The following is a 19,149-nucleotide window of genomic DNA, read 5'->3' on the forward strand; positions in this document are numbered from 1 at the left end:
TGGAGTCGTCTGTTTCCTCCAGCCGTTTTTCCCTACGTGCAGTCATTCAAGACTTACTCTAACGATAAAGGTGTTTTCGTGCAGAAGTACTTTACAGAGGCGCGTCAGTTACTGACTCTGGCGATCCCGGTGATCCTTGCGCAGGTTGCGCAAACGTCAATGGGCTTTGTTGATACCGTGATGGCCGGCGCCGTAAGCGCCACGGATATGGCCGCCGTCGCCGTGGGAACCTCGATCTGGTTACCCGCCATTCTGTTTGGTCACGGCCTGGTGCTGGCGCTGACACCGGTGGTGGCGCAGATGAACGGTGCAGGCCGCCGCGACCGTATTGCACACCAGGTGCGTCAGGCCTACTGGCTGGCCGGGCTGGTTGCGCTACTGATTATGGTGGTTCTTTATCACTCAGGCTACGCGATCGGCGCGATGCACAACGTCGATCCGCTGCTGGCCGAGAAGGCGATTGGCTACCTGCACGCGCTGCTGTGGGGCGCGCCGGGTTATCTGTTTTTCCAGGTTGCGCGTAATCAGTGCGAGGGACTGGCGAAAACCAAGCCGGGCATGGTAATGGGCTTCCTCGGGCTGCTGGTCAATATTCCGGTGAACTACGTGTTTATTTACGGCCACTTTGGTATGCCGGCGCTGGGCGGCGTGGGCTGCGGCGTGGCAACCGCGTCGGTCTACTGGGTGATGTTTATCGTGATGAAGCTGTGGGTCAGCCGGGCCGGTTCAATGCGTGACATCCGCTTGCCGACCCGCTTCAGCCCGCCGGACTGGAAGGTGCTTAAGCGGCTGGTAGGCCTTGGCCTGCCGGTGGCGCTGGCGCTGTTCTTTGAAGTAACGCTGTTTGCCGTGGTGGCGCTGCTGGTCTCGCCGATGGGTATCGTGCAGGTCGCCGGTCACCAGATAGCCCTCAACTTCAGCTCGCTGATGTTCGTGCTGCCGCTCTCGCTGGGGGTGGCCACCACCATTCGGGTCGGTTTCCGCCTTGGCCAGGGGCAGACCGAAGAGGCGCGCGTGGCGGCCTGGACCGCGCAGGGCGTCGGCATCTGCATGGCCTGCCTTACCGCGCTGTTCACGGTGGTGTTCCGCGAACAGATCGCGCAGCTCTATACCGACAACCCGCAGGTGGTAACGCTGGCCGCCTCCCTGATGCTGCTGGCCGCGCTGTACCAGTTCTCCGATTCGGTGCAGGTGATTGGCAGCGGCATTCTGCGCGGTTACAAGGATACCCGGGCGATCTTCTTTATTACTTTTGTCGCCTACTGGGTGGTGGGCCTGCCGAGCGGCTATATCCTGGCGATGACCGGCTGGCTGGTACCGCCGATGGGGCCGGCAGGCTTCTGGACCGGCTTTATTCTCGGCCTGACCTCGGCGGCGGTGATGATGATCTGGCGCATGCGTCGTCTGCAGAAACAGCCGCCCGCGCAAATCCTCGCGCGTGCAGCACGTTAATTTTGCGGCTTTTTTGGTGACAAATGCTTAAAATTGCTGCGCTTCGCACAGATGCGCAGCAATCAGAGGCAAAATTGATTTTTTCTCCTTGCCAGCCGTGCGGGGTGTCGTTAATATTCGTCCCCGCTGTCACCCAGACAGCACAGTGCGTCCGTAGCTCAGTTGGTTAGAGCACCACCTTGACATGGTGGGGGTCGGTGGTTCGAGTCCACTCGGACGCACCAGCTTTCTGCAAACAGAAAGTGAAGCAAAAGATAAACGATGCGTCCGTAGCTCAGTTGGTTAGAGCACCACCTTGACATGGTGGGGGTCGGTGGTTCGAGTCCACTCGGACGCACCAGATTATCTGCAGCAACATCAGTACTGCGTTCTTAGCTCAGTTGGTTAGAGCACCACCTTGACATGGTGGGGGTCGGAGGTTCGAGTCCTCTAGAACGCACCACATTGCTCCCCTTCTCCCTGATTATTAATACCACCTCGTTTGCGCAACAAAACCAACTTGTTTTAAAAACGTTACAAAGCTGACGCTTTTTAATTGGTTTTCGCACACTTAGCGACTATAATACGCAGCGTTGTTTCACTTGAATGGTTTCAGCGTATGGCAGATCATCAATATAACACTAACACCTGTTGCGCAACTCTCTGCTGCGCCTGCGCCAAAACCACGCCTCAACTTTTTCCTTACGCCCTGAACCCGTTACTAACGCAAATCACGCGCCCGACGCCCAATTCCTCTTTCGCTGGTGTTACCGGCGGAAGTCATTTTTATCATCCATCACAACTTAATAGATAACCGTCATGAAAAAGACCAAAATCGTTTGTACTATCGGCCCGAAAACCGAATCTGAAGAGATGCTGACCAACCTGCTGGATGCCGGCATGAACGTTATGCGTCTGAACTTCTCCCACGGCGACTATGCCGAACACGGCCAGCGCATCACCAACCTGCGCAACGTAATGGCGAAAACCAGCCATCAGGCGGCGATCCTGCTGGATACCAAAGGCCCTGAAATTCGTACCATGAAGCTGGAAGGCGGCGTTGATGCCTCGCTGAAAGCCGGCCAGACCTTCACCTTTACCACCGACCAGTCGGTCGTGGGTAATAACGAGCGTGTTGCGGTAACCTACACCGGTTTCACCGCTGACCTGAAAGTCGGAAACACCGTGCTGGTGGATGACGGCCTGATCGGCATGGAAGTGACTGCTATCACCGATACCACCGTGGTCTGTAAGGTGCTGAACAACGGTGACCTGGGCGAGAACAAAGGCGTTAACCTGCCGGGCGTCTCAATCCAGCTGCCTGCGCTGGCGGAAAAAGACAAACGCGACCTGATCTTCGGCTGCGAGCAGGGCGTCGACTTTGTTGCCGCCTCCTTTATCCGTAAGCGTTCAGACGTGGAAGAGATCCGCGCACACCTGAAAGCACACGGCGGCGAGCACATCCAGATCATCTCCAAGATCGAAAACCAGGAAGGCCTGAACAACTTCGACGAGATCCTCGAAGCTTCTGACGGCATCATGGTCGCCCGTGGCGATCTCGGCGTGGAAATCCCGGTAGAAGAAGTGATCTTCGCGCAGAAGATGATGATCAAGAAGTGTAACCACGCGCGTAAAGTGGTGATCACCGCCACCCAGATGCTGGACTCGATGATCAAGAACCCGCGCCCTACCCGCGCAGAAGCCGGTGACGTAGCGAACGCCATCCTGGACGGTACCGATGCGGTGATGCTGTCGGGTGAAAGCGCCAAGGGTAAATATCCGCTGGAGTCCGTGACCATCATGGCAACCATCTGCGAGCGTACCGACCGCGTGATGAAGAGCCGCATTGATACGCAGGCTGACCTGCGCAAAATGCGCATCACCGAAGCCGTCTGCCGCAGCGCCGTTGAGACCGCTGAGAAGCTGGAATCGCCGCTGATCGTGGTAGCCACCGAAGGCGGTAAATCTGCTAAGTCGGTGCGTAAGTACTTCCCGAACGCCACCATCCTGGCGCTGACCACCAACGAGCAGACCGCCCGTCAGCTGCTGCTGACCAAAGGCGTTATCGCCACCGTGGTCAGTGAGATCGCCTCTACCGACGATTTCTATCGCCTGGGCAAAGAAGCGGCGCTGACCAGCGGCTATGCGCAGAAAGGTGAAGTGGTAGTGATGGTGTCCGGTGCGCTGGTGCCAAGCGGTACCACCAACACCTCATCGGTACACGTTTTGTAATACAAAATCACTATCTGTTTAATAAAGCGCCCTGAGTGGCGCTTTTTTTGTGTCCTGATTAACCTGCTTTCACAAAATTTCCAATCGAAATTAACGATTCAATCACCTGAAAAACTCAGAGCTGTCCGATTAAAATTGCCTGTTTTCGCTTCATTTTTTTTATAAAACACCAAAGCAGATGCTTCTTTGAGCGAACGAGCAACTTTCAGCACGTTCTCATCAAAAAATTATTCTCATTAGAAAATAGTTTGTGTAATACTTGTAACGCTACATGGAGATTAACTTAATCTAGAGGGTATTAATAATGAATCGTACTAAACTGGTACTGGGCGCGGTAGTTCTGGCTTCAACTCTGCTGGCTGGTTGCTCAAGCAACGCCAAAATCGATCAGCTGTCTACCGACGTGCAGACTCTGAACGCTAAAGTTGACCAGCTGAGCAACGACGTGAACGCAATCCGTTCTGACGTTCAGGCTGCTAAAGACGACGCAGCACGCGCTAACCAGCGTCTGGACAACCAGGCTCACTCTTACCGTAAGTAAGAGTACTGGTTTTGAAAATGGCGCACACTGTGCGCCATTTTTTTTGTTCTTTTTTCAGCAGGTTTGCGCAGCATTGCCCGCCCCCGCTGAAAAGCTCTGTAATCAGTTTTGCGCCGCTGTTCCCTGCACCTGAGTAATCCCGGCAGGTTGCGCCGATAACCCCGCAGAGTTCGTCTGAAGAGCCACAGCAGGTTGTGTTGCGGTACCGGCAGCGATACCCTCACTCACCAGCACCGGCATCCCCGAACGTCGCGTCATTGCCGCTTCAATCATTGCACCGTCACTCGCCTCGTTGTTTACAAATTTCTTCGCCGCTGGGCTCAGAGCGATCGGCATGGTTTGCGGGTCATCCTTTTCGCTGTGCGACAGCGGCTGATGCACCTCCAGCCAGCGCTTACCGTCCGGCTCGACGGCATACTTCACCGGCTGATTGATCACCTGCACGCGGGTCCCCGCGGGCACGCTGTTGAACAGCGCTTCGATGTCGTCCGGACGCAGGCGGATGCAGCCGGAGCTGACGCGCATGCCGATGCCAAAATCGGCGTTGGTGCCGTGGATCAGGTAGTGACCTTTGCCGTAAGCCAGGCGCAGTGCAAACAGCCCCATCGGGTTTTCCGGCCCGGCGGGTACGGTAACCGGCAGGATCTCGCCTTTGGCCGCATAGCGTTTGCGGATATTCGGCGTGGGGGTCCAGGTTGGGTTAGGGATTTTCTGGCTGATCGCGGTGACCATCGCCGGCGTATTGGCGCCCTGCTGGCCGATGCCGATCGGGTAGACGATCACTTTGTCTTCGCCCTTCGGATAGTAGTAGAGGCGCAGCTCGGCCACGTTGACCACGATGCCTTCGCGTTTGGTATCCGGCAGCAGCATCTGGGTGGGAATGGTCAGCTCGCTGCCGGCCTTCGGCAGCCACGGGTCGGTGCCCGGGTTGGCTTCCAGCATGCCCAGCAGGCCAATCTGGTATTTTTTCGCCACCGCTTCCAGCGGCTGGCCGTCGTTCGGCACCAGATAAGTGCTGTTTTCGCCAATCAGGCGGCTGTTCTCAGGCGGTAACGGATATTCGGTGGCGCTGGCAGCCTGCGCGCCGGCGAGCAGCGAGGCGATAAAAGCGAATCGAAACAGAGGTTTCATGCGGTTTTCCCGGTTAGATTTTAACACCCCACTGTAACCCAGCGGGGCCTCTACCGGGAAGTGTAGCAAATCAGCGCGGGGCGAGATTCAGCGCTTTCTGACGGATGGCACGGATCATCGCTTCCAGCCCCTGGGAACGGGAAGGCGTCAGCTGCTGGGTCAGCGACAGGTCGGCGAACCACGGGCGCACGTCGAAGTCGAGGATCTGCTGAGGCGTCATCTGCTGGTAGATAGCAAACACGATGGCCAGCAGTCCTTTAACCAGCGCCGCGTCGCTGTCGCCCTGCAGGCTGACCACGCCGCTCTCATCGGTATCCATCACGATCCACACCTGGCTCTGGCAACCCGGGATCAGGTTTGCCTGCTGATGCAGCGTCTCAGAGGCAGCGGGCAGGCGGCCACCCAGTTCGATAATGTACAGGTACTTCTCTTCCTGATTTGCGCAACGATTGAAGTTGCGCACCAGTTTCTCTTTCTCTGGCAACGTGGCCATTACTTCCTCACTTTACTTAACGACAGTGCAAACGATCCGGGGCCGTATAGATCAGGGGCGGGGTTTCCCCCGCCCCTGTCGGTGTTATCATTGACGATCGCGCGGCGATCGTTCAGCCCAGCAGACGATGGATGCGGATCAGCCCGGCAACCAGGCGATCCACCTCTTCTTCGGTATTGTAGAGCACCAGCGACGCGCGGCACATGGCCGGTACCGCGTAGTGCTTCATCAGCGGCATCGCGCAGTGGTGACCGGTACGGATGGCGATACCGTACTGATCGAGGAAACTGCCGACGTCGAAGGCGTGGTGTTTGCCCAGATTAAAAGCAATCACCCCGGCGCGCTGCTGCGGGCCATAAATGACCAGGTCCGGCACCGTCGCCAGCTTATCCAGCGCATAGCGCATCAGCGCCTGCTCGTGGTGAGCGATAGCCTCCAGCCCCAGCTCGCTGACGTAGTTCAGCGCCGCACCCAGGCCGATAATCGCGCCGGTGTTTGGCGTGCCTGCCTCGAAGCGCCACGGCGCGGCGGCCCAGGTGGAGCCCTCGGTCAGGCTGACGGTGGCGATCATCGCTCCGCCCCCTTCCCACGGTGGCATCTGGTCGAGCAGCGCTTTGCGGCCATAGAGAATGCCGATGCCGGTCGGACCGTAGATTTTATGGCCGGAGAAGACATAGAAATCACAGTCCAGATCCTGCACGTCGACCTGGTGGTGCATCACCGCCTGCGCGCCGTCGACCAGCGTCACGATACCGGCCGCCCGCGCCTGCGCCACCAGCGCTTTGACCGGGTTCTCGGTGCCCAGCACGTTCGACACCTGGGTCACCGCCAGCAGACGGGTGCGGCTGTCGATCAGGCCAGGCAGTTGCGCCACGTCGAGCTCACCGTTGGCGGTCAGCGGGATAAAGCGCACTTCCGCACCCGTGCGGCTGGCAACCATCTGCCAGGGTACGATATTGGCGTGGTGCTCCATCTCGGTGATGATGATGTTATCACCCGGCTGCAGCTGGCTGCCGCCCCAGCTGTTGGCGACCAGGTTGATCGCCTCAGTGGTGCCTTTAACAAACACGATCTCTTCCGCCGAGGCCGCGTTGAGAAACTGCGCGGCGCGGATACGGACGTTTTCCATCAGCGTGGTGGCTTCCGCACTCAGCGTATGGATACCGCGGTGGACGGCAGCGTAACCCTGCTCATAGAACTGGCTCTCAGCGTCAATCACCACCTGCGGCTTTTGGGCACTGGCAGCGCTGTCCAGGTAGGCCAGCGGTTGCCCGTTGACCTCCCGTGCCAGCAGCGGGAAATCGGCACGCACGCGAGCCAGATCGAAACTCATTACAGGGCCTCCGGGAAACGCTGCGCGATACGTTGCATCACCGCCTCTTTCAGCGTTTCATCGCTGATGGCTTCGGTCAGTTCGGCGGCAAAGGCGTAGATGATCATCTTCTGCGCCGAGGCGCGATCGATGCCGCGCGCGCGCAGGTAGAACATCTGCTCTTCGTCGATACGGCCGATGGTGGCACCGTGGCCACACTTGACGTCATCGGCGTAGATCTCCAGCTGTGGTTTGGTATCCACTTCAGCCAGGCGGCCAAGCAACAGGTTGTTGTTGCTCATCTGACCGTCGGTTTTCAGCGCATACTTCGCCACTTTAATCATGCCGTTAAATACCGCACGAGCGCGATCGCGCACGATGGTTTTATGCAACTGACGGCTCTGGCAGTGGCCTTTGTTGTGTTCAAGGTAGGTGCGGCTGTCGCAGACTTCTTTGTCGACCGGCAGCATCAGGGTGTTGATCGCCAGATCGCTTCCCTCGCCGTTCAGCTGGCTGCTGGTGTTGTGGCGGGTCAGGCCGGCACCCAGCAGGAAGCTGTGGCTCTGCACGCGCACGTCACGGCCCAGCGTCAGGTCGTTATGCGCAAAGTGGTAGCTGCTGCGGTCTTCAAACGCCAGCTTGTAGTGGCTCAGCCCGGCGTTATCGCCGACGTCCGCGGTAAAGCGCGCGCCGGTAAAGTGCGTAGACGCGGTCAGGCTGACGTAATGTTCGATCACCGTCGCTTCTGCCGCTTCACCCAGCTGCAGGTGGTGGCGATAGTGGCAGGTGTTCATTTCGCCTTCCGCGCTGCCGCTGCTGATGTGCAGCAGGTACAGCGGACGTGGTGCCGCTTTGCCACGCGCCAGTCCGATGGTCGTCACCTGTTCGGCCAGGCTTTCGGTCAGGTGCAGGAACACCTCCGGCTGGATCGGCGCGTTCAGCTCACGGCGGTCGCCCATCTGGCCTACCTCAATACTGAACAGATCGTGATCGCTGTCGCTCAGTTCAGCCACAAAACGGCCGTCAACAAACACCAGGCGCACCGCGTCAATCGCCAGCGCGTGCTGCTGCACCGTCTCAGCGTTGAGCACTGCGCTCTGCGGCAGCACGAACTGGTGGTTTAACAGCGCGTCCAGCGGAGTGTATTTCCAGTCTTCATGCTTGCGCGTCGGCAGGCCAACGCGCAGCAGCTGCTGCCAGTGCTGCTGTGCCTGCAGCGAGCGGCCTTCACCCTGAGTTTCAAACAGGTGATGCCACTGCTGCAGCGCGTTATCACTCCTGGTCGGTAAGCCAGCCATAGCCTTGCTCCTCCAGCTGTTTCACCAGTGAGAAATCACCGGACTTAACGATTTTGCCCTGATACAGCACGTGCACGAAGTCCGGCTTGATATAGTCCAGAATACGCTGATAGTGGGTAACGATAATGAACGAGCGCTTGCCGTCACGCAGGCTGTTGACGCCGTTGGCGACGATTTTCAGCGCATCGATATCCAGACCGGAGTCGGTCTCATCGAGGATGCACAGATCCGGCTCCAGCGCCGCCATCTGCAGAATGTCATTACGCTTTTTCTCACCACCTGAGAAGCCGACGTTAACTGAACGGGTCAGCAGGTCTTCCGGCATTTTGAGCAGGTCGATCTTCTCTTCAATAAAGTCCTGAAAATCGAAGCGGTCCAGCGCTTCCTGTTCACGGTACTTACGCACGGCATTAACAGAGGTTTGCAGGAAGAACTGATTGCTGACGCCAGGGATTTCAACCGGGTACTGGAAGGCCATAAAGATGCCTTCACCGGCGCGCTCTTCCGGGTCCAGTTCCAGCAGGTCTTTGCCTTTAAACTCGACGGAACCGCCGGTCACTTCGTAGTCTTCACGGCCGGCCAGCGTGGCAGACAGGGTGCTTTTCCCGGAACCGTTCGGGCCCATGATGGCGTGCACTTCCCCGGGTTTAATCTCCAGATTCAACCCACGCAGGATAGCTTTATCTTCAACGCTAACCTGTAAGTCTTTAATGCTTAACATAAGTTTTCCTTCGCAATGCTTTCCAGCACTGTTGATAGTCGCCGTATCGGGCAATGTTCTTATCGCGGGTTAGCCCACGCTGTGTTCAAGGCTGATCGCCAGCAGTTTCTGCGCTTCCACCGCGAATTCCAGCGGCAGTTCGGAGAACACATCTTTGCAGAAGCCGTTTACGATCATCGAGATCGCATCGTCTTCGCTGATGCCGCGCTGCAGGCAGTAGAACAGCTGATCTTCACCGATGCGTGAGGTGGTCGCTTCATGCTCCAGCTGCGCGCTGTTGTTACGCACTTCCACGTACGGGAAGGTGTGCGCACCGCACTCGGCGCCAATCAGCATCGAGTCGCACTGGGTGAAGTTACGGGCGTTTTCCGCGGTGGGCATGATTTTCACCAGGCCACGATAGGTGTTCTGGCTGGTGCCGGCCGAGATCCCTTTGGAGATAATGGTCGACTTGGTGTTTTTACCGATGTGGATCATCTTGGTGCCGGTATCGGCCTGCTGACGGCCGCTGGTCAGCGCCACCGAGAAGAACTCACCGATCGAGTTGTCACCACGCAGGATAACGCTCGGGTACTTCCAGGTGATCGCCGAGCCGGTCTCTGACTGGGTCCAGGACATCTTGCTGTTTTCACCTTCACACAGCGCGCGCTTGGTCACAAAGTTAAGAATACCGCCTTCGGAATCGCCGCCGGAGAACCAGTTCTGCACGGTGGAGTATTTCACTTCAGCGTCTTTATGAATGATCACTTCTACCACCGCCGCGTGCAGCTGGTAGGTGTCACGCACCGGCGCGGAGCAGCCTTCGATATAGCTGACGTAGCTGCCTTCATCGGCGATCAGTATGGTGCGTTCGAACTGGCCGGTCTTCGCCGCGTTGATACGGAAATAGGTCGACAGCTCCATCGGGCAGCGTACGCCTTTCGGAATGTAGACGAAGGTGCCGTCCGAGGCCACGGCGGAGTTCAGCGCGGCAAAGAAGTTGTCGTTGGCCGGCACCACGGTGCCCAGATACTGTTTTACCAGCTCAGGGTGATCGTGAATCGCCTCGCCGAACGAACAGAAGATGATGCCCTCTTTCGCCAGCTTGTCGCGGTAGGTGGTCGACACCGACACCGAGTCAAAAATTGCATCAACGGCAATTTCCTGACCTTCACGCACCGGCACGCCGAGCTGCTTAAACGCCTCTTCCACTTCCTGAGTCAGGTAGTTTGGCGCTTCAGCGCCTGACGCCTGAGTCGCTCCCGGCTCTGACGCGCAGCTGTCATCACAGCTACCGCAGGAAGGCGCTGAATAGTAGCTGTAGTCCTGATAATCGAGTTTTTTGTAGTTGGCTTTCAGCCAGTGCGGCTCTTCCATCTCCAGCCAGGCGGCAAACGCCTTCAGGCGGAAATCCAGCATCCACTCAGGTTCGTTACGTTTGGCCGAAATCGCACGTACCACGTCTTCATTAATGCCGTGGGCGAACTCTTCGGTTTGCAGCTGGGTAAAGAAGCCTTCTTTGTAGTTCTGCTGGCTTCCTTCCCACACCTGTACATCGTCAGATGCGTCAGTATTACGAGACATAGAATTTACTCAACGCCAAAGCTCTCACCACAGCCACAGGCGTGTTGAGCTTTAGGATTATTAAATTTGAAAATCTGGTTCAGGCCTTCACGTACAAAATCCACTTCCGTACCGTCGATATACGGCATTGCCTCAAGCGGCACCAGCAGCGTCGCACCGTTGTGCGTGAACGGAATATCGTCCTTCGCTGAGGCTTTCACCATGTCCATGGTGTAGCCGAACCCGGCGCAGCCCGAGGTTTTGACGCCCAGCTTCAGCCCAAGGATCTCGGGATCGCCTGCCGCCAGGCTCAGAATTTGTTTGGCCGCGCTGTCGGTAAGCGTCAGGCCTTTCCAGATAAAGTCATCCGGTGAAAACGATGCAGGATTTGCTGATTGCATATATTACCTCACGATACGATAGCCCTTCGGGCTAGTGCCCCTATGTTAGTGATAACCTGTATCACTTCAACCTCTTGTTTTGCAGGGATAAAGGTTAAAGGGGGTTTTCAGATACCCTTTGGTTAAGTTTAGACCGGGTTCTGCTGCCGGGTAACACCCCGACCGACAACGCGCGATAAAAGATAACCAGTTGAAAACAAGATGTTTATATTTTGTAACTTCGGTACTCTGCTCACCCATCGTCCGCCTGCCGCCGCCTTTCATCCGTTATATCGGTTTCGTCTATTTTTCTGAAAGGCTGCATTTATCGATAAAATTTATTTCAGGTCATTGAATATTGCCGCAGTTATAATATGATAATGATTATCATTAGCGCGACCGGACCCAGCAATGACCGTTTCGATAAGTGCCTGGCTGCAACATAAGATTGATGAGTACAAATTCTCCGTACGTGATATTACCGTCGATTTTTATATGGCGCAGGCCCGGCTAAACCGCCCCGATTGCACCATCGAACAACTGCGCCAGTTTAACGCCACCTGTCTGGACATGGCCGAACTGTGCCAGCTCAACGGTGACGATCACAGCTACCTGCACGCGCTGGGCAAACTGCATCACCGCCTGGTCGCTGAGCTGAGCAACACCCAGCGCGAACGCCTGTTTCGCATGCAAGCCTGGCAGCTGGCGCGCCACTCGTTGTCCCGTTTGTGCCATCAACTGGCGCTCAGCGGCGACTGGGATAAAGCCAGCGAACTGCAAAGCGATTTTGTGAAACGCGCCGCATGGATTATGTAACTGAGACCAGTATACTCCCGGCAGTAGATACGAAAAACCCCGAAATATTCGGGGTTATTTAGCGATCACGGCGGTAGTGAGGCGGGAAGTGCAGCAGAGTCGGTCACGTTCATCAACGATTTCGATCTGCCACACCTGATGGGTGCGGCCGAGGTGCACCGGCCGGCAGCGGCCGCGCACCTCCCCCTCCCGCGCCGACCGCACGTGGTTAGCGTTAATCTCAATCCCCACCACGTGCCGATCGCCGTCGGTGCAGAGATAGCCCGCCATCGATCCCAGCGTTTCGGCCAGCACCACCGACGCGCCGCCGTGCAGCAGCCCGAACGGCTGCTTTGTGCGGCCGTCCACCGGCATCACCGCTTCAATGCTGTCTTCGTGCAGGGCGGTAAAGCGGATACCGATATGTTCCACCATGGTGCCCTTGCTGCGCTGATTCAGCTCTTCCAGCGTGGTTTCACGCCGCCATATGGTCATCAGATTATCTCCAGTAGCGCCTGTAACGGATGGCGCATGCCGTTCCCTTCCGTACGCTTCACCTGGCTGCGGCAGGAGTAGCCGGTGGCCAGGCAGCGCTCGCGCGGGAGCTTGTGCAGCGCCTTCTGCCAGGAAAGCTCGTAGATACCGAGTGAGTTTTCCAGGTTTTTGGTTTCATGGCCGTAGGTGCCGGCCATGCCGCAGCAGCCGACGCTGACGTTCTCCAGCGTAGCGCCAAAGCGGGCAAAGATACTTTCCCATTGTTTGACGGAACCGGGCAGCGCGGTCGACTCGGTACAGTGACCAAACAGATACCACGCCGCGCCCGCCGCCGACGGGGCATTTCGGGCGATATCGGCGTTCTGCAACCATTCGTGGACCAGCTGCACGTGAAACTCGCCGCGCCGGTCGCCCAGCACCTGGCGATACTCATCGCGGTAACAGAGCACCAGCGCCGGATCGACGCCGACCAGAGGCAGGCCGAGCTGCGCCACCCGGTTCAGCATATCGGCGGTCTTCTGCGCGGTACGGGCGAACTGCTGCAGGAAGCCCTTAACGTGCTGCGCCTTACCGTTAGGGGAGAACGGCAGCACCACCGGATGGAAGCCGAGCTTCTCAATCAGCCGCACAAAGTCGGCGATCAGTTGCGCTTCGTAATAGCTGGTAAAGGGATCCTGCACCACCAGCACGTGACGGGCGCGCTGGCCGGCATCCATCGCCTCCAGCTGCTCCAGCGTAGTGCTCAGCGCCGGGGTGCCGGAAAGCTGCTGTTTCAGCGTCGGCGAAGAGAGCAGCGGCAGATCCACCATCCCCAGATGACGCTTGCTCAGCGCCCCGACCCAGCGCTGGCGCAGGAAGAAGTTGAACGTTTTCGGTGCCCGCGCCATCAGCGGCGCATAGCTCTCTACCGTCGCCACCAGATAGTCGCTGGCCGGGCGCAGATAGCGGGTGTGGTAAAGCTGCAGGAAGCGCGAGCGAAAACCGGGCACGTCGATCTTGATCGGGCACTGGGTCGAGCAGGCCTTACAGGCGAGGCAGCCGGACATCGCCTCCTTCACCTCATGCGAAAAGTCATACTCGCCGCGCTTCGCCTGCCAGCTGTTACGGGTGCGCTGGATCATGCCGCGCAGGCTGACGCCCTTTTTCGGCAACTGCTGCTCCAGCAGCAGCGGATCGACGCCCTGCTCGGCCAGCAGGCGCAGCCACTCCCGCGTCAGCGTGGCGCGCCCCTTCGGCGAGTGCATGCGGTTGCTGGTTATCTTCATTGACGGGCACATCGGGCTGTTCACGTCGAAGTTGAAGCACAGGCCGTTACCGTTACACTCCATCGCGCCGCGCCAGTCGCTGCGCACGGCGATCGGGATCTGACGGTCATACTGGCCGCGGGTCACCGAATCGACCTTGATCATCGGGTCGTCAACCCCCAACGGGGTGCAGATTTTGCCGGGGTTCAGGCGGTTGGCCGGGTCAAACGCCGCCTTAATGCGCCGCAGTTCGCTGTACAGCACCTCGCCAAAGAAGGCAGGACTGTATTCGCCACGCACCCCTTTACCGTGTTCACCCCACAGCAGCCCGCCGTAGCGCGCGGTCAGCGCCACCACCTCGTCGGAGATGCGTTTCATCAGGATCTCCTGCTGCGGGTCACACATATCCAGCGCCGGGCGCACGTGCAGCACGCCGGCGTCGACGTGGCCAAACATGCCGTAGCTGAGGTTGTGGCCGTCCAGCAGCGCACGAAACTCGACGATATAATCCGCCAGGTTCTGCGGCGGCACGCAGGTATCTTCCACAAACGGTATCGGCTTGGCACGCCCTTTGGCATTACCGAGCAGCCCTACCGCCTTCTTACGCATGCCGTAGATGCGCTCGATGCCGCCGACGTCGTTACACAGCTGATAACCAATCACTCCACCTTCGCGCAGGGCCATCAGCTCATCCAGACGCGCGCAGAGCGCCTCCACCCGGCCGTTGATCAGCTCAGCGTCATCGCCGGCAAACTCGACCATATTCAGGCCGAGCATCTCCTTATCGGGCACGTCGGTTATCAGCTCGCTGACCGAATGCCAGACGATATCTTCACGCGCCAGGTTCAGCACCTTCGAATCGACGGTTTCCACCGACAGCGCTTTCGCCTCCACCATAAAGGGGGCGTTGCGCAGCGCGGAGTCAAAGGAGTCATACTTCACGTTGACCAGCCGCCGGACCTTCGGGATCGGCGTGATATCCAGCCGCGCTTCGGCGATAAACGCCAGCGTGCCTTCGGCCCCGCAGAGAATGCGGGTCAGGTCGATCTGCTGCAGATCGTCGCTGAGCACGTGGCGCAGATCGTAACCGGTGAGAAAACGGTTAAGTTTAGGGAATTTTTCCAGAATCAGCGGGCGCTGCTCACGGCAGCGATCGAGCACCACGCGATAGATGTTGCCTTCCGCACCCGGCTGCTGCGCCAGCTGCCCGGCCTCGGCCACCGGCATCGCGCGGGTGTCGAGAATATCGCCGCCCAGCAGCACGGCGCGCAGGCCCAGCACGTGGTCCGAGGTTTTGCCGTAGACCAGCGATCCCTGGCCGGAGGCATCGGTGTTGATCATGCCGCCGAGGGTGGCGCGGTTGCTGGTGGAGAGCTCCGGCGCAAAGAAGAAGCCGTAAGGTTTCAGAAAGGCGTTAAGCTGGTCTTTAACCACCCCGGCCTCGACCCGCACCCAGCGCTCCTGCGGGTTGATCTCCAGGATGCCCTTCATGTGCCGCGACATATCCACCACGATGCCCTGGTTCAGCGACTGGCCGTTGGTGCCGGTACCGCCGCCGCGCGGGGCAAAGGTCAGGCTGGTAAAGCGCGCATCACCGGCCAGGCGGGCAATCAGCGCCACGTCAGCCGTAGTGCGGGGAAACACCACCGCGTCCGGCAGCATCTGATAGATGCTGTTATCGGTGGACATAATCAGACGATCGGCATAGCTGGTGGCCGTGTCGCCGGTGAAACCGTCCTGCTTCAACGCATCCAAAAAATCAAGCACCAGCTGCACAAGGCCGGGTGCCCGGGAAATCTGTGGGATCATTATCGGGTGACCAAAATGTTATGTGAATCGTTTGCGTCGCTCTGTTACGCAGCAGTTCGTTTTATCATATTTTTTTATGACCTGCCTTTATTTCAAAAAGCGAAACAAAAGAATAACCTGTTGTTTCTGGCTAAAAATCAGGAAATCCGTGATGATTACGCGGCAGCCTTCAGCGTAACCGTGCAGGCTGCGGGGGATTTTGCCGAATTTTTACAGTCGCTAAAGTACGAAAATAATTGCCGTTGCCCCGGGTCTGTTATCGCCCGGCGGCGGCAGGAAGCCTTTACTGAGGATCGGTCCGCAAGATGAAGAACGTCTACAACGGGTGGGATTTGCCGCAAATCGTGTTTTCGCTGCTGTTTGTCAGCATGCTGATCACCGCGAGCTTCTGGGTGGTACAGCCGTTTATTCTCGGCTTTGCCTGGGCCAGCATGGTGGTGATCGCCACCTGGCCGCTGATGATTAAAATTCAGGGCTGGCTGTGGGGGAGACGCGGGCTGGCGGTGGCGGCGATGACGTTGCTGCTGGTGCTGGTATTCGTTATTCCGATCGCGCTGCTGGTCAACAGCCTGATTGAGAACAGCTCGCCGGTGATTGCCTGGATCAGCGCCGGGCGCATCCAGATGCCCGAACTGCAGTGGCTGAAAGAGATCCCGATGGTCGGCCATAAGCTGTTTTCCGCCTGGCATAACCTGGTCGCGGGCGGCGGCAGCGCCATCATGGCTAAGATCCAGCCCTATATCGGCCGCACCACCGGCTTCTTCTTCGCCCAGGCCGGTCATTTTGGCCGCTTTATGCTGCACCTCGGGCTGATGCTGCTGTTCAGCATTCTGCTCTACTGGCGCGGTGAGCAGGTCGCCCGCGGCATCCGCCACTTCGCCTTCCGCCTCGCCTCACGCCGCGGTGACGCGGCGGTGCTGCTGGCCGGTCAGGCGATCCGCGCAGTAGCGCTGGGCGTGGTGGTAACCGCGCTGGTGCAGGGGGTGCTGGGCGGCATCGGCCTGGCGCTCTCCGGCATTCCTTATGCCACCATTCTGACCGTGCTGATGATCCTCTCCTGCCTGGTGCAGCTGGGGCCGCTGGTGGTGCTGATACCGGCCATTATCTGGCTCTACTGGAGCGGGGATACCACCTGGGGCACGATACTGCTGGTATGGAGCTGCGTGGTCGGCACGCTGGATAACGTGCTGCGGCCGATGCTGATCCGCATGGGTGCCGACTTGCCGATGATCCTGATCCTCTCCGGGGTAATCGGTGGGCTGGTCGCCTTTGGCATGATTGGGCTGTTTATCGGTCCGGTGGTGCTGGCCGTCTCCTACCGCCTGGTGATGGTGTGGGTTAATGAATCCCCCGCGCCGGATGAAGACCCGCAGGCGGTGGTGGAAGAGCTGGCGGAGATCGAGCACGAGCGCCATCAGAACGGTACGCTCTGATTCGACGTTTCGGCCAGCCCCGCTGGCCGAAACATTAATTTACCAAATCTATCCCGCCCCGCGCCACGCCTCAATTTTCTGCCAGATACCTGTAACCCCCCCTTTTCCTGGCCGGTTTTCCGCAGTTGTGGTGATATTTTATTTTTATGACTTACACGCGGGCAAAAAGTGGCCGTCTGCAGGGCGCAAAATATCACTAACGGTAAACTAATAAGATGATTCTTAAAGACGCCAGTTCATCCGTTCCCTAGTATGATTACCAGGTTTGAAATCAAGTTACTGATTTTTAAACAACCTTCCCTGAGTGATGTAACGAATTGCTGTGTGTAGTCTTTGCCCATCCCCTGTGATGGGCTTTTTTTTGTCCGCGATACTGCAAGAAGGGCAATGCGCGCTCCTCCGCAATAAAAAAAGGCCAGCTTGCGCTTAATGCTAAACTGCTAAGGATATAGAATTACCCGCTCAACGAACCCGAACCACCCCACCCTACGCTGCGTTGGTTCATTTCTGGAAAGATGATTACATGCAGCAACAGATGATCTCTGGCAGACCCTTTATATCTGCCCGAACGTTTGGATCAGAATGCATTATGTCTGAGACGGAAAGAACGGGTAATACGGTCCCATATCTCCACCAGTTCGGCATCGCTGTAAGCGGGCGGGGGCAGCGCATGGTTACTTAATGTCAGGTCAAGATTGGGATGTCTGAAGTCCGCTGTTTTTTCATTGGCGACAGCGGTAAACAATAGCTGTGCGGACGCGTTATCGGGTGATGTTTCTGACGGCGCAGTGGCAAGCCATTCACTGGTATCAAAACCGGCTATCTGTGTTTTACCTTTACGCAGAGTCCGGGCATTGGCCTGAGTCAGGTAAGACTGTATTTCACCGCTTCGCTCCAGCATGTTTGTGCTTTCTTTTAAGGCGTTATTGCTCCAGACAACAAAAGAAAAGACCGGGCTGTGCGGATAGACAAAGGTAATATCCTCCTTCGGCTTGCCGTTCCCGTCGCGGATAAACCCTTCTGAGATACAGGTTCCCGGCTGCGTCGGGATTTCATCGTCTTTTCGCCCGCTCAGACGGGACATAACATCCTTCAGCTCTGCCAGTTTTGCAGGTTTGGTGTTGGCCATCCATTCGGGTCTTCCAGACTCTTTACGTAGCCAAAACGCACGTTCTTTGGCAAAGTTTGGGTCCGAATAATCGGTAATATCCTGAGTGAGAATAAACGCCACACCGTTTATGTACAGATGCCCTTCCAGAATGCGCCCAAATCCTGGCACGCTCTCATTTTTATTGCGGTCAAATATCACCGCATTCTCACTCAGCCGGTACACCTGTTTGAGAAAAGGCCGATCAACCGTTCTCACCGTGTGTCCATACTGTAATGACTGCTCTCGCAGTTCGATACGCTGCTCAAACGCCGGACGGTAGAGCCGCTGGCTGCTGATGTTCACCTCATTAATCTGAGCACGGTCTTTCAGGGTATTTTCGAATGAGGCCGGAACCTTAAGACCATACGTTTTTCCTTGTCCGTTAACGCCGGTGGCGGATGCACAAACGTCACAAAATTATGAATATAGAATCCTGCCGCCAGCAGCACTATCGCCAGCGGGATAAGCAGTTGAAGCGGGATTTTTTTCATGGCGGTGGCACCTGCTGCACGATTTTCACCACCGAGCGGACCGTGAACACCAGGGCATATGACAGGTCACTGTAAACCGAACGCGAACGATCCACGGGGTCAGCGGCATAGGCCCCTTCATGATCGACATCGGTCGCCAGCACGCCCCGAACATGGGGAGATGAGGTGCGTATCGCCTTGACCGGCACGGTGCCGTCACCGGGTGTCCCCGCCGAAATCAGCTCATGGGTTCTTAACGGGGAGAGCTCAAGCGGCTCAGCGGAATCCTTCCGGATCCTCTGCGCCTCCTTCACGTACAGCGGGATCCGCTCTTTCCACGTCAGGAATGCATCAGACGGATTGTTTGCACTGGCACCGTAAAACAGCCAGGTCTGCGGATGATATCTGTCATTTAATTTTTCAATAAACTCTTGAACTTCCTCATTTATCCTCTTCTCATATTTATTCCACTCATCTTCTGTATTATCTAGCAGTAAATCCTGTTCACACAGCCGCCACCAGGCCGTTTTGTTCAGGTAAATTTCCTCATAGGGGTTTTCCACCGGCAGGGACAGCCGGGCACCGCTGCTCTCGATTTTCAGCCAGCCGGGACCATAAGCACCGCCCGGCAGCAGCTGTAAAGGACCGGGGGACTGGGCCAGCACCGGCATC

17 protein-coding genes, 3 tRNA genes, 1 other RNA gene and 1 pseudogene are annotated in these 19,149 nt (G+C 57.5%); 10 read left to right on the plus strand and 12 right to left on the minus strand.

The features are described from left to right. Positions 1-78 precede the first annotated feature (78 nt). The 6 genes from ASF13_RS21745 (at position 79) to ASF13_RS21770 (ending at position 4,204) form a co-directional block, all read left to right on the plus strand. A complete protein-coding gene (locus ASF13_RS21745; RefSeq protein ID WP_056241789.1) occupies positions 79-1,452 on the plus strand; it encodes an MATE family efflux transporter in 1,374 nt (457 codons plus the stop codon). A 147-nt stretch (positions 1,453-1,599) separates the two neighbouring features. Continuing rightward, positions 1,600-1,676: transfer RNA gene (locus ASF13_RS21750), tRNA-Val, on the plus strand. Between the two features lie 39 nt (positions 1,677-1,715). Continuing rightward, positions 1,716-1,792: transfer RNA gene (locus ASF13_RS21755), tRNA-Val, on the plus strand. 25 nt (positions 1,793-1,817) lie between these two features. Next, positions 1,818-1,894, plus strand: a tRNA-Val gene (locus tag ASF13_RS21760). A gap of 356 nt (positions 1,895-2,250) precedes the next feature. Beyond that, a complete protein-coding gene (gene pykF, locus ASF13_RS21765) occupies positions 2,251-3,663 on the plus strand; it encodes a pyruvate kinase PykF (protein ID WP_056241706.1) in 1,413 nt (470 codons plus the stop codon). A gap of 304 nt (positions 3,664-3,967) precedes the next feature. Next, positions 3,968-4,204: a major outer membrane lipoprotein gene (locus tag ASF13_RS21770; RefSeq protein WP_056241710.1), complete on the plus strand. Its 237-nt coding sequence runs from the start codon at positions 3,968-3,970 to the stop codon at positions 4,202-4,204. A 102-nt stretch (positions 4,205-4,306) separates the two neighbouring features. Here ASF13_RS21770 and ASF13_RS21775 read toward each other — a convergent pair whose 3' ends face one another. The 7 genes from ASF13_RS21775 to sufA all read right to left on the minus strand — a co-directional run bounded on the left by ASF13_RS21775 (position 4,307) and on the right by sufA (position 11,102). Continuing rightward, positions 4,307-5,335: a L,D-transpeptidase family protein gene (locus ASF13_RS21775; RefSeq protein WP_056241713.1), complete on the minus strand. Its 1,029-nt coding sequence runs from the start codon at positions 5,333-5,335 to the stop codon at positions 4,307-4,309. Positions 5,336-5,405: 70 nt separating this feature from the next. After that, the gene (gene sufE, locus ASF13_RS21780; protein ID WP_056241718.1) at positions 5,406-5,828 is read right to left on the minus strand and encodes a cysteine desulfuration protein SufE; all 423 of its coding nucleotides are present in this window, start codon (positions 5,826-5,828) and stop codon (positions 5,406-5,408) included. Positions 5,829-5,940: 112 nt separating this feature from the next. Next, positions 5,941-7,161, minus strand: coding sequence for a cysteine desulfurase SufS (gene sufS, locus ASF13_RS21785; RefSeq protein WP_056241721.1), 1,221 nt, complete (start codon positions 7,159-7,161; stop codon positions 5,941-5,943). Continuing rightward, positions 7,161-8,438, minus strand: a complete 1,278-nt coding sequence (gene sufD / locus ASF13_RS21790) for a Fe-S cluster assembly protein SufD (protein ID WP_056241726.1) — start codon at positions 8,436-8,438, stop codon at positions 7,161-7,163. Before sufD ends, sufS begins: the two co-directional genes overlap by 1 nt. Beyond that, positions 8,413-9,159 carry a Fe-S cluster assembly ATPase SufC gene (sufC, locus tag ASF13_RS21795; protein WP_056241730.1) on the minus strand — a complete coding sequence of 249 codons (747 nt, stop codon included), beginning with the start codon at positions 9,157-9,159 and terminating at the stop codon, positions 8,413-8,415. Before sufC ends, sufD begins: the two co-directional genes overlap by 26 nt. A gap of 69 nt (positions 9,160-9,228) precedes the next feature. Then, the gene (gene sufB / locus ASF13_RS21800; RefSeq protein WP_056241734.1) at positions 9,229-10,722 is read right to left on the minus strand and encodes a Fe-S cluster assembly protein SufB; all 1,494 of its coding nucleotides are present in this window, start codon (positions 10,720-10,722) and stop codon (positions 9,229-9,231) included. A gap of 5 nt (positions 10,723-10,727) precedes the next feature. Further along, the gene (gene sufA, locus ASF13_RS21805) at positions 10,728-11,102 is read right to left on the minus strand and encodes a Fe-S cluster assembly scaffold SufA (RefSeq protein WP_056241737.1); all 375 of its coding nucleotides are present in this window, start codon (positions 11,100-11,102) and stop codon (positions 10,728-10,730) included. A 390-nt stretch (positions 11,103-11,492) separates the two neighbouring features. Here sufA and ASF13_RS21810 point away from each other — a divergent pair, with 390 nt between their 5' ends. After that, positions 11,493-11,897 carry a hypothetical protein gene (locus ASF13_RS21810; RefSeq protein ID WP_056241739.1) on the plus strand — a complete coding sequence of 135 codons (405 nt, stop codon included), beginning with the start codon at positions 11,493-11,495 and terminating at the stop codon, positions 11,895-11,897. Between the two features lie 54 nt (positions 11,898-11,951). On the opposite strand, the gene ASF13_RS21815 is transcribed toward ASF13_RS21810, so the two are convergent. Both ASF13_RS21815 and ASF13_RS21820 read right to left on the minus strand, forming a co-directional pair. Beyond that, a complete protein-coding gene (locus ASF13_RS21815; protein ID WP_056241743.1) occupies positions 11,952-12,371 on the minus strand; it encodes a hotdog fold thioesterase in 420 nt (139 codons plus the stop codon). After that, positions 12,371-15,424 (minus strand): FAD-binding and (Fe-S)-binding domain-containing protein, encoded by a 3,054-nt coding sequence (locus ASF13_RS21820; RefSeq protein WP_056241746.1) that lies wholly within the window; start codon positions 15,422-15,424, stop codon positions 12,371-12,373. Before ASF13_RS21820 ends, ASF13_RS21815 begins: the two co-directional genes overlap by 1 nt. Positions 15,425-15,430: 6 nt before the next feature. On the opposite strand from ASF13_RS21820, the gene ASF13_RS21825 reads away from it, so the two are divergent. The 3 genes from ASF13_RS21825 to rprA all read left to right on the plus strand — a co-directional run bounded on the left by ASF13_RS21825 (position 15,431) and on the right by rprA (position 17,222). Further along, the gene (locus ASF13_RS21825) at positions 15,431-15,733 is read left to right on the plus strand and encodes a hypothetical protein (protein ID WP_156365638.1); all 303 of its coding nucleotides are present in this window, start codon (positions 15,431-15,433) and stop codon (positions 15,731-15,733) included. Continuing rightward, positions 15,730-16,857: an AI-2E family transporter YdiK gene (gene ydiK / locus ASF13_RS21830; protein ID WP_056241753.1), complete on the plus strand. Its 1,128-nt coding sequence runs from the start codon at positions 15,730-15,732 to the stop codon at positions 16,855-16,857. Before ASF13_RS21825 ends, ydiK begins: the two co-directional genes overlap by 4 nt. A gap of 260 nt (positions 16,858-17,117) precedes the next feature. Beyond that, an RNA gene (gene rprA, locus ASF13_RS23875) (antisense sRNA RprA) lies at positions 17,118-17,222 on the plus strand. Between the two features lie 212 nt (positions 17,223-17,434). On the opposite strand, the gene ASF13_RS21835 is transcribed toward rprA, so the two are convergent. From ASF13_RS21835 to ASF13_RS24710, 3 genes and pseudogenes are all read right to left on the minus strand, one after another. Then, positions 17,435-18,310, minus strand: coding sequence for a T6SS immunity protein Tli4 family protein (locus ASF13_RS21835; RefSeq protein WP_056241756.1), 876 nt, complete (start codon positions 18,308-18,310; stop codon positions 17,435-17,437). A gap of 23 nt (positions 18,311-18,333) precedes the next feature. Further along, on the minus strand, positions 18,334-18,498 hold the full coding sequence (locus tag ASF13_RS24560) for a hypothetical protein (protein WP_156365639.1): 165 nt from the start codon (positions 18,496-18,498) through the stop codon (positions 18,334-18,336). Then, positions 18,495-19,149 (minus strand): annotated as a pseudogene (locus ASF13_RS24710) (hypothetical protein); the annotation flags it as partial. The gene ASF13_RS24560 and the pseudogene ASF13_RS24710, both read right to left, overlap by 4 nt.

This window comes from Erwinia sp. Leaf53 (genome assembly GCF_001422605.1).
Lineage (GTDB): Bacteria > Pseudomonadota > Gammaproteobacteria > Enterobacterales > Enterobacteriaceae > Erwinia.

Bases quoted from the DNA above. Each gene is read 5' to 3' on its own strand.
- pykF (WP_056241706.1), top strand. From the start codon at position 2,251: ATGAAAAAGACCAAAATCGTTTGTACTATCGGCCCGAAAACCGAATCT.
- ASF13_RS21770 (WP_056241710.1), top strand. From the start codon at position 3,968: ATGAATCGTACTAAACTGGTACTGGGCGCGGTAGTTCTGGCTTCAACT.
- ASF13_RS21775 (WP_056241713.1), bottom strand. From the start codon at position 5,335: ATGAAACCTCTGTTTCGATTCGCTTTTATCGCCTCGCTGCTCGCCGGC.
- sufE (WP_056241718.1), bottom strand. From the start codon at position 5,828: ATGGCCACGTTGCCAGAGAAAGAGAAACTGGTGCGCAACTTCAATCGT.
- sufS (WP_056241721.1), bottom strand. From the start codon at position 7,161: ATGAGTTTCGATCTGGCTCGCGTGCGTGCCGATTTCCCGCTGCTGGCA.
- sufD (WP_056241726.1), bottom strand. From the start codon at position 8,438: ATGGCTGGCTTACCGACCAGGAGTGATAACGCGCTGCAGCAGTGGCAT.
- sufC (WP_056241730.1), bottom strand. From the start codon at position 9,159: ATGTTAAGCATTAAAGACTTACAGGTTAGCGTTGAAGATAAAGCTATC.
- sufB (WP_056241734.1), bottom strand. From the start codon at position 10,722: ATGTCTCGTAATACTGACGCATCTGACGATGTACAGGTGTGGGAAGGA.
- sufA (WP_056241737.1), bottom strand. From the start codon at position 11,102: ATGCAATCAGCAAATCCTGCATCGTTTTCACCGGATGACTTTATCTGG.
- ASF13_RS21810 (WP_056241739.1), top strand. From the start codon at position 11,493: ATGACCGTTTCGATAAGTGCCTGGCTGCAACATAAGATTGATGAGTAC.
- ASF13_RS21815 (WP_056241743.1), bottom strand. From the start codon at position 12,371: ATGACCATATGGCGGCGTGAAACCACGCTGGAAGAGCTGAATCAGCGC.
- ASF13_RS21820 (WP_056241746.1), bottom strand. From the start codon at position 15,424: ATGATCCCACAGATTTCCCGGGCACCCGGCCTTGTGCAGCTGGTGCTT.
- ydiK (WP_056241753.1), top strand. From the start codon at position 15,730: ATGAAGAACGTCTACAACGGGTGGGATTTGCCGCAAATCGTGTTTTCG.
- ASF13_RS24560 (WP_156365639.1), bottom strand. From the start codon at position 18,498: ATGAAAAAAATCCCGCTTCAACTGCTTATCCCGCTGGCGATAGTGCTG.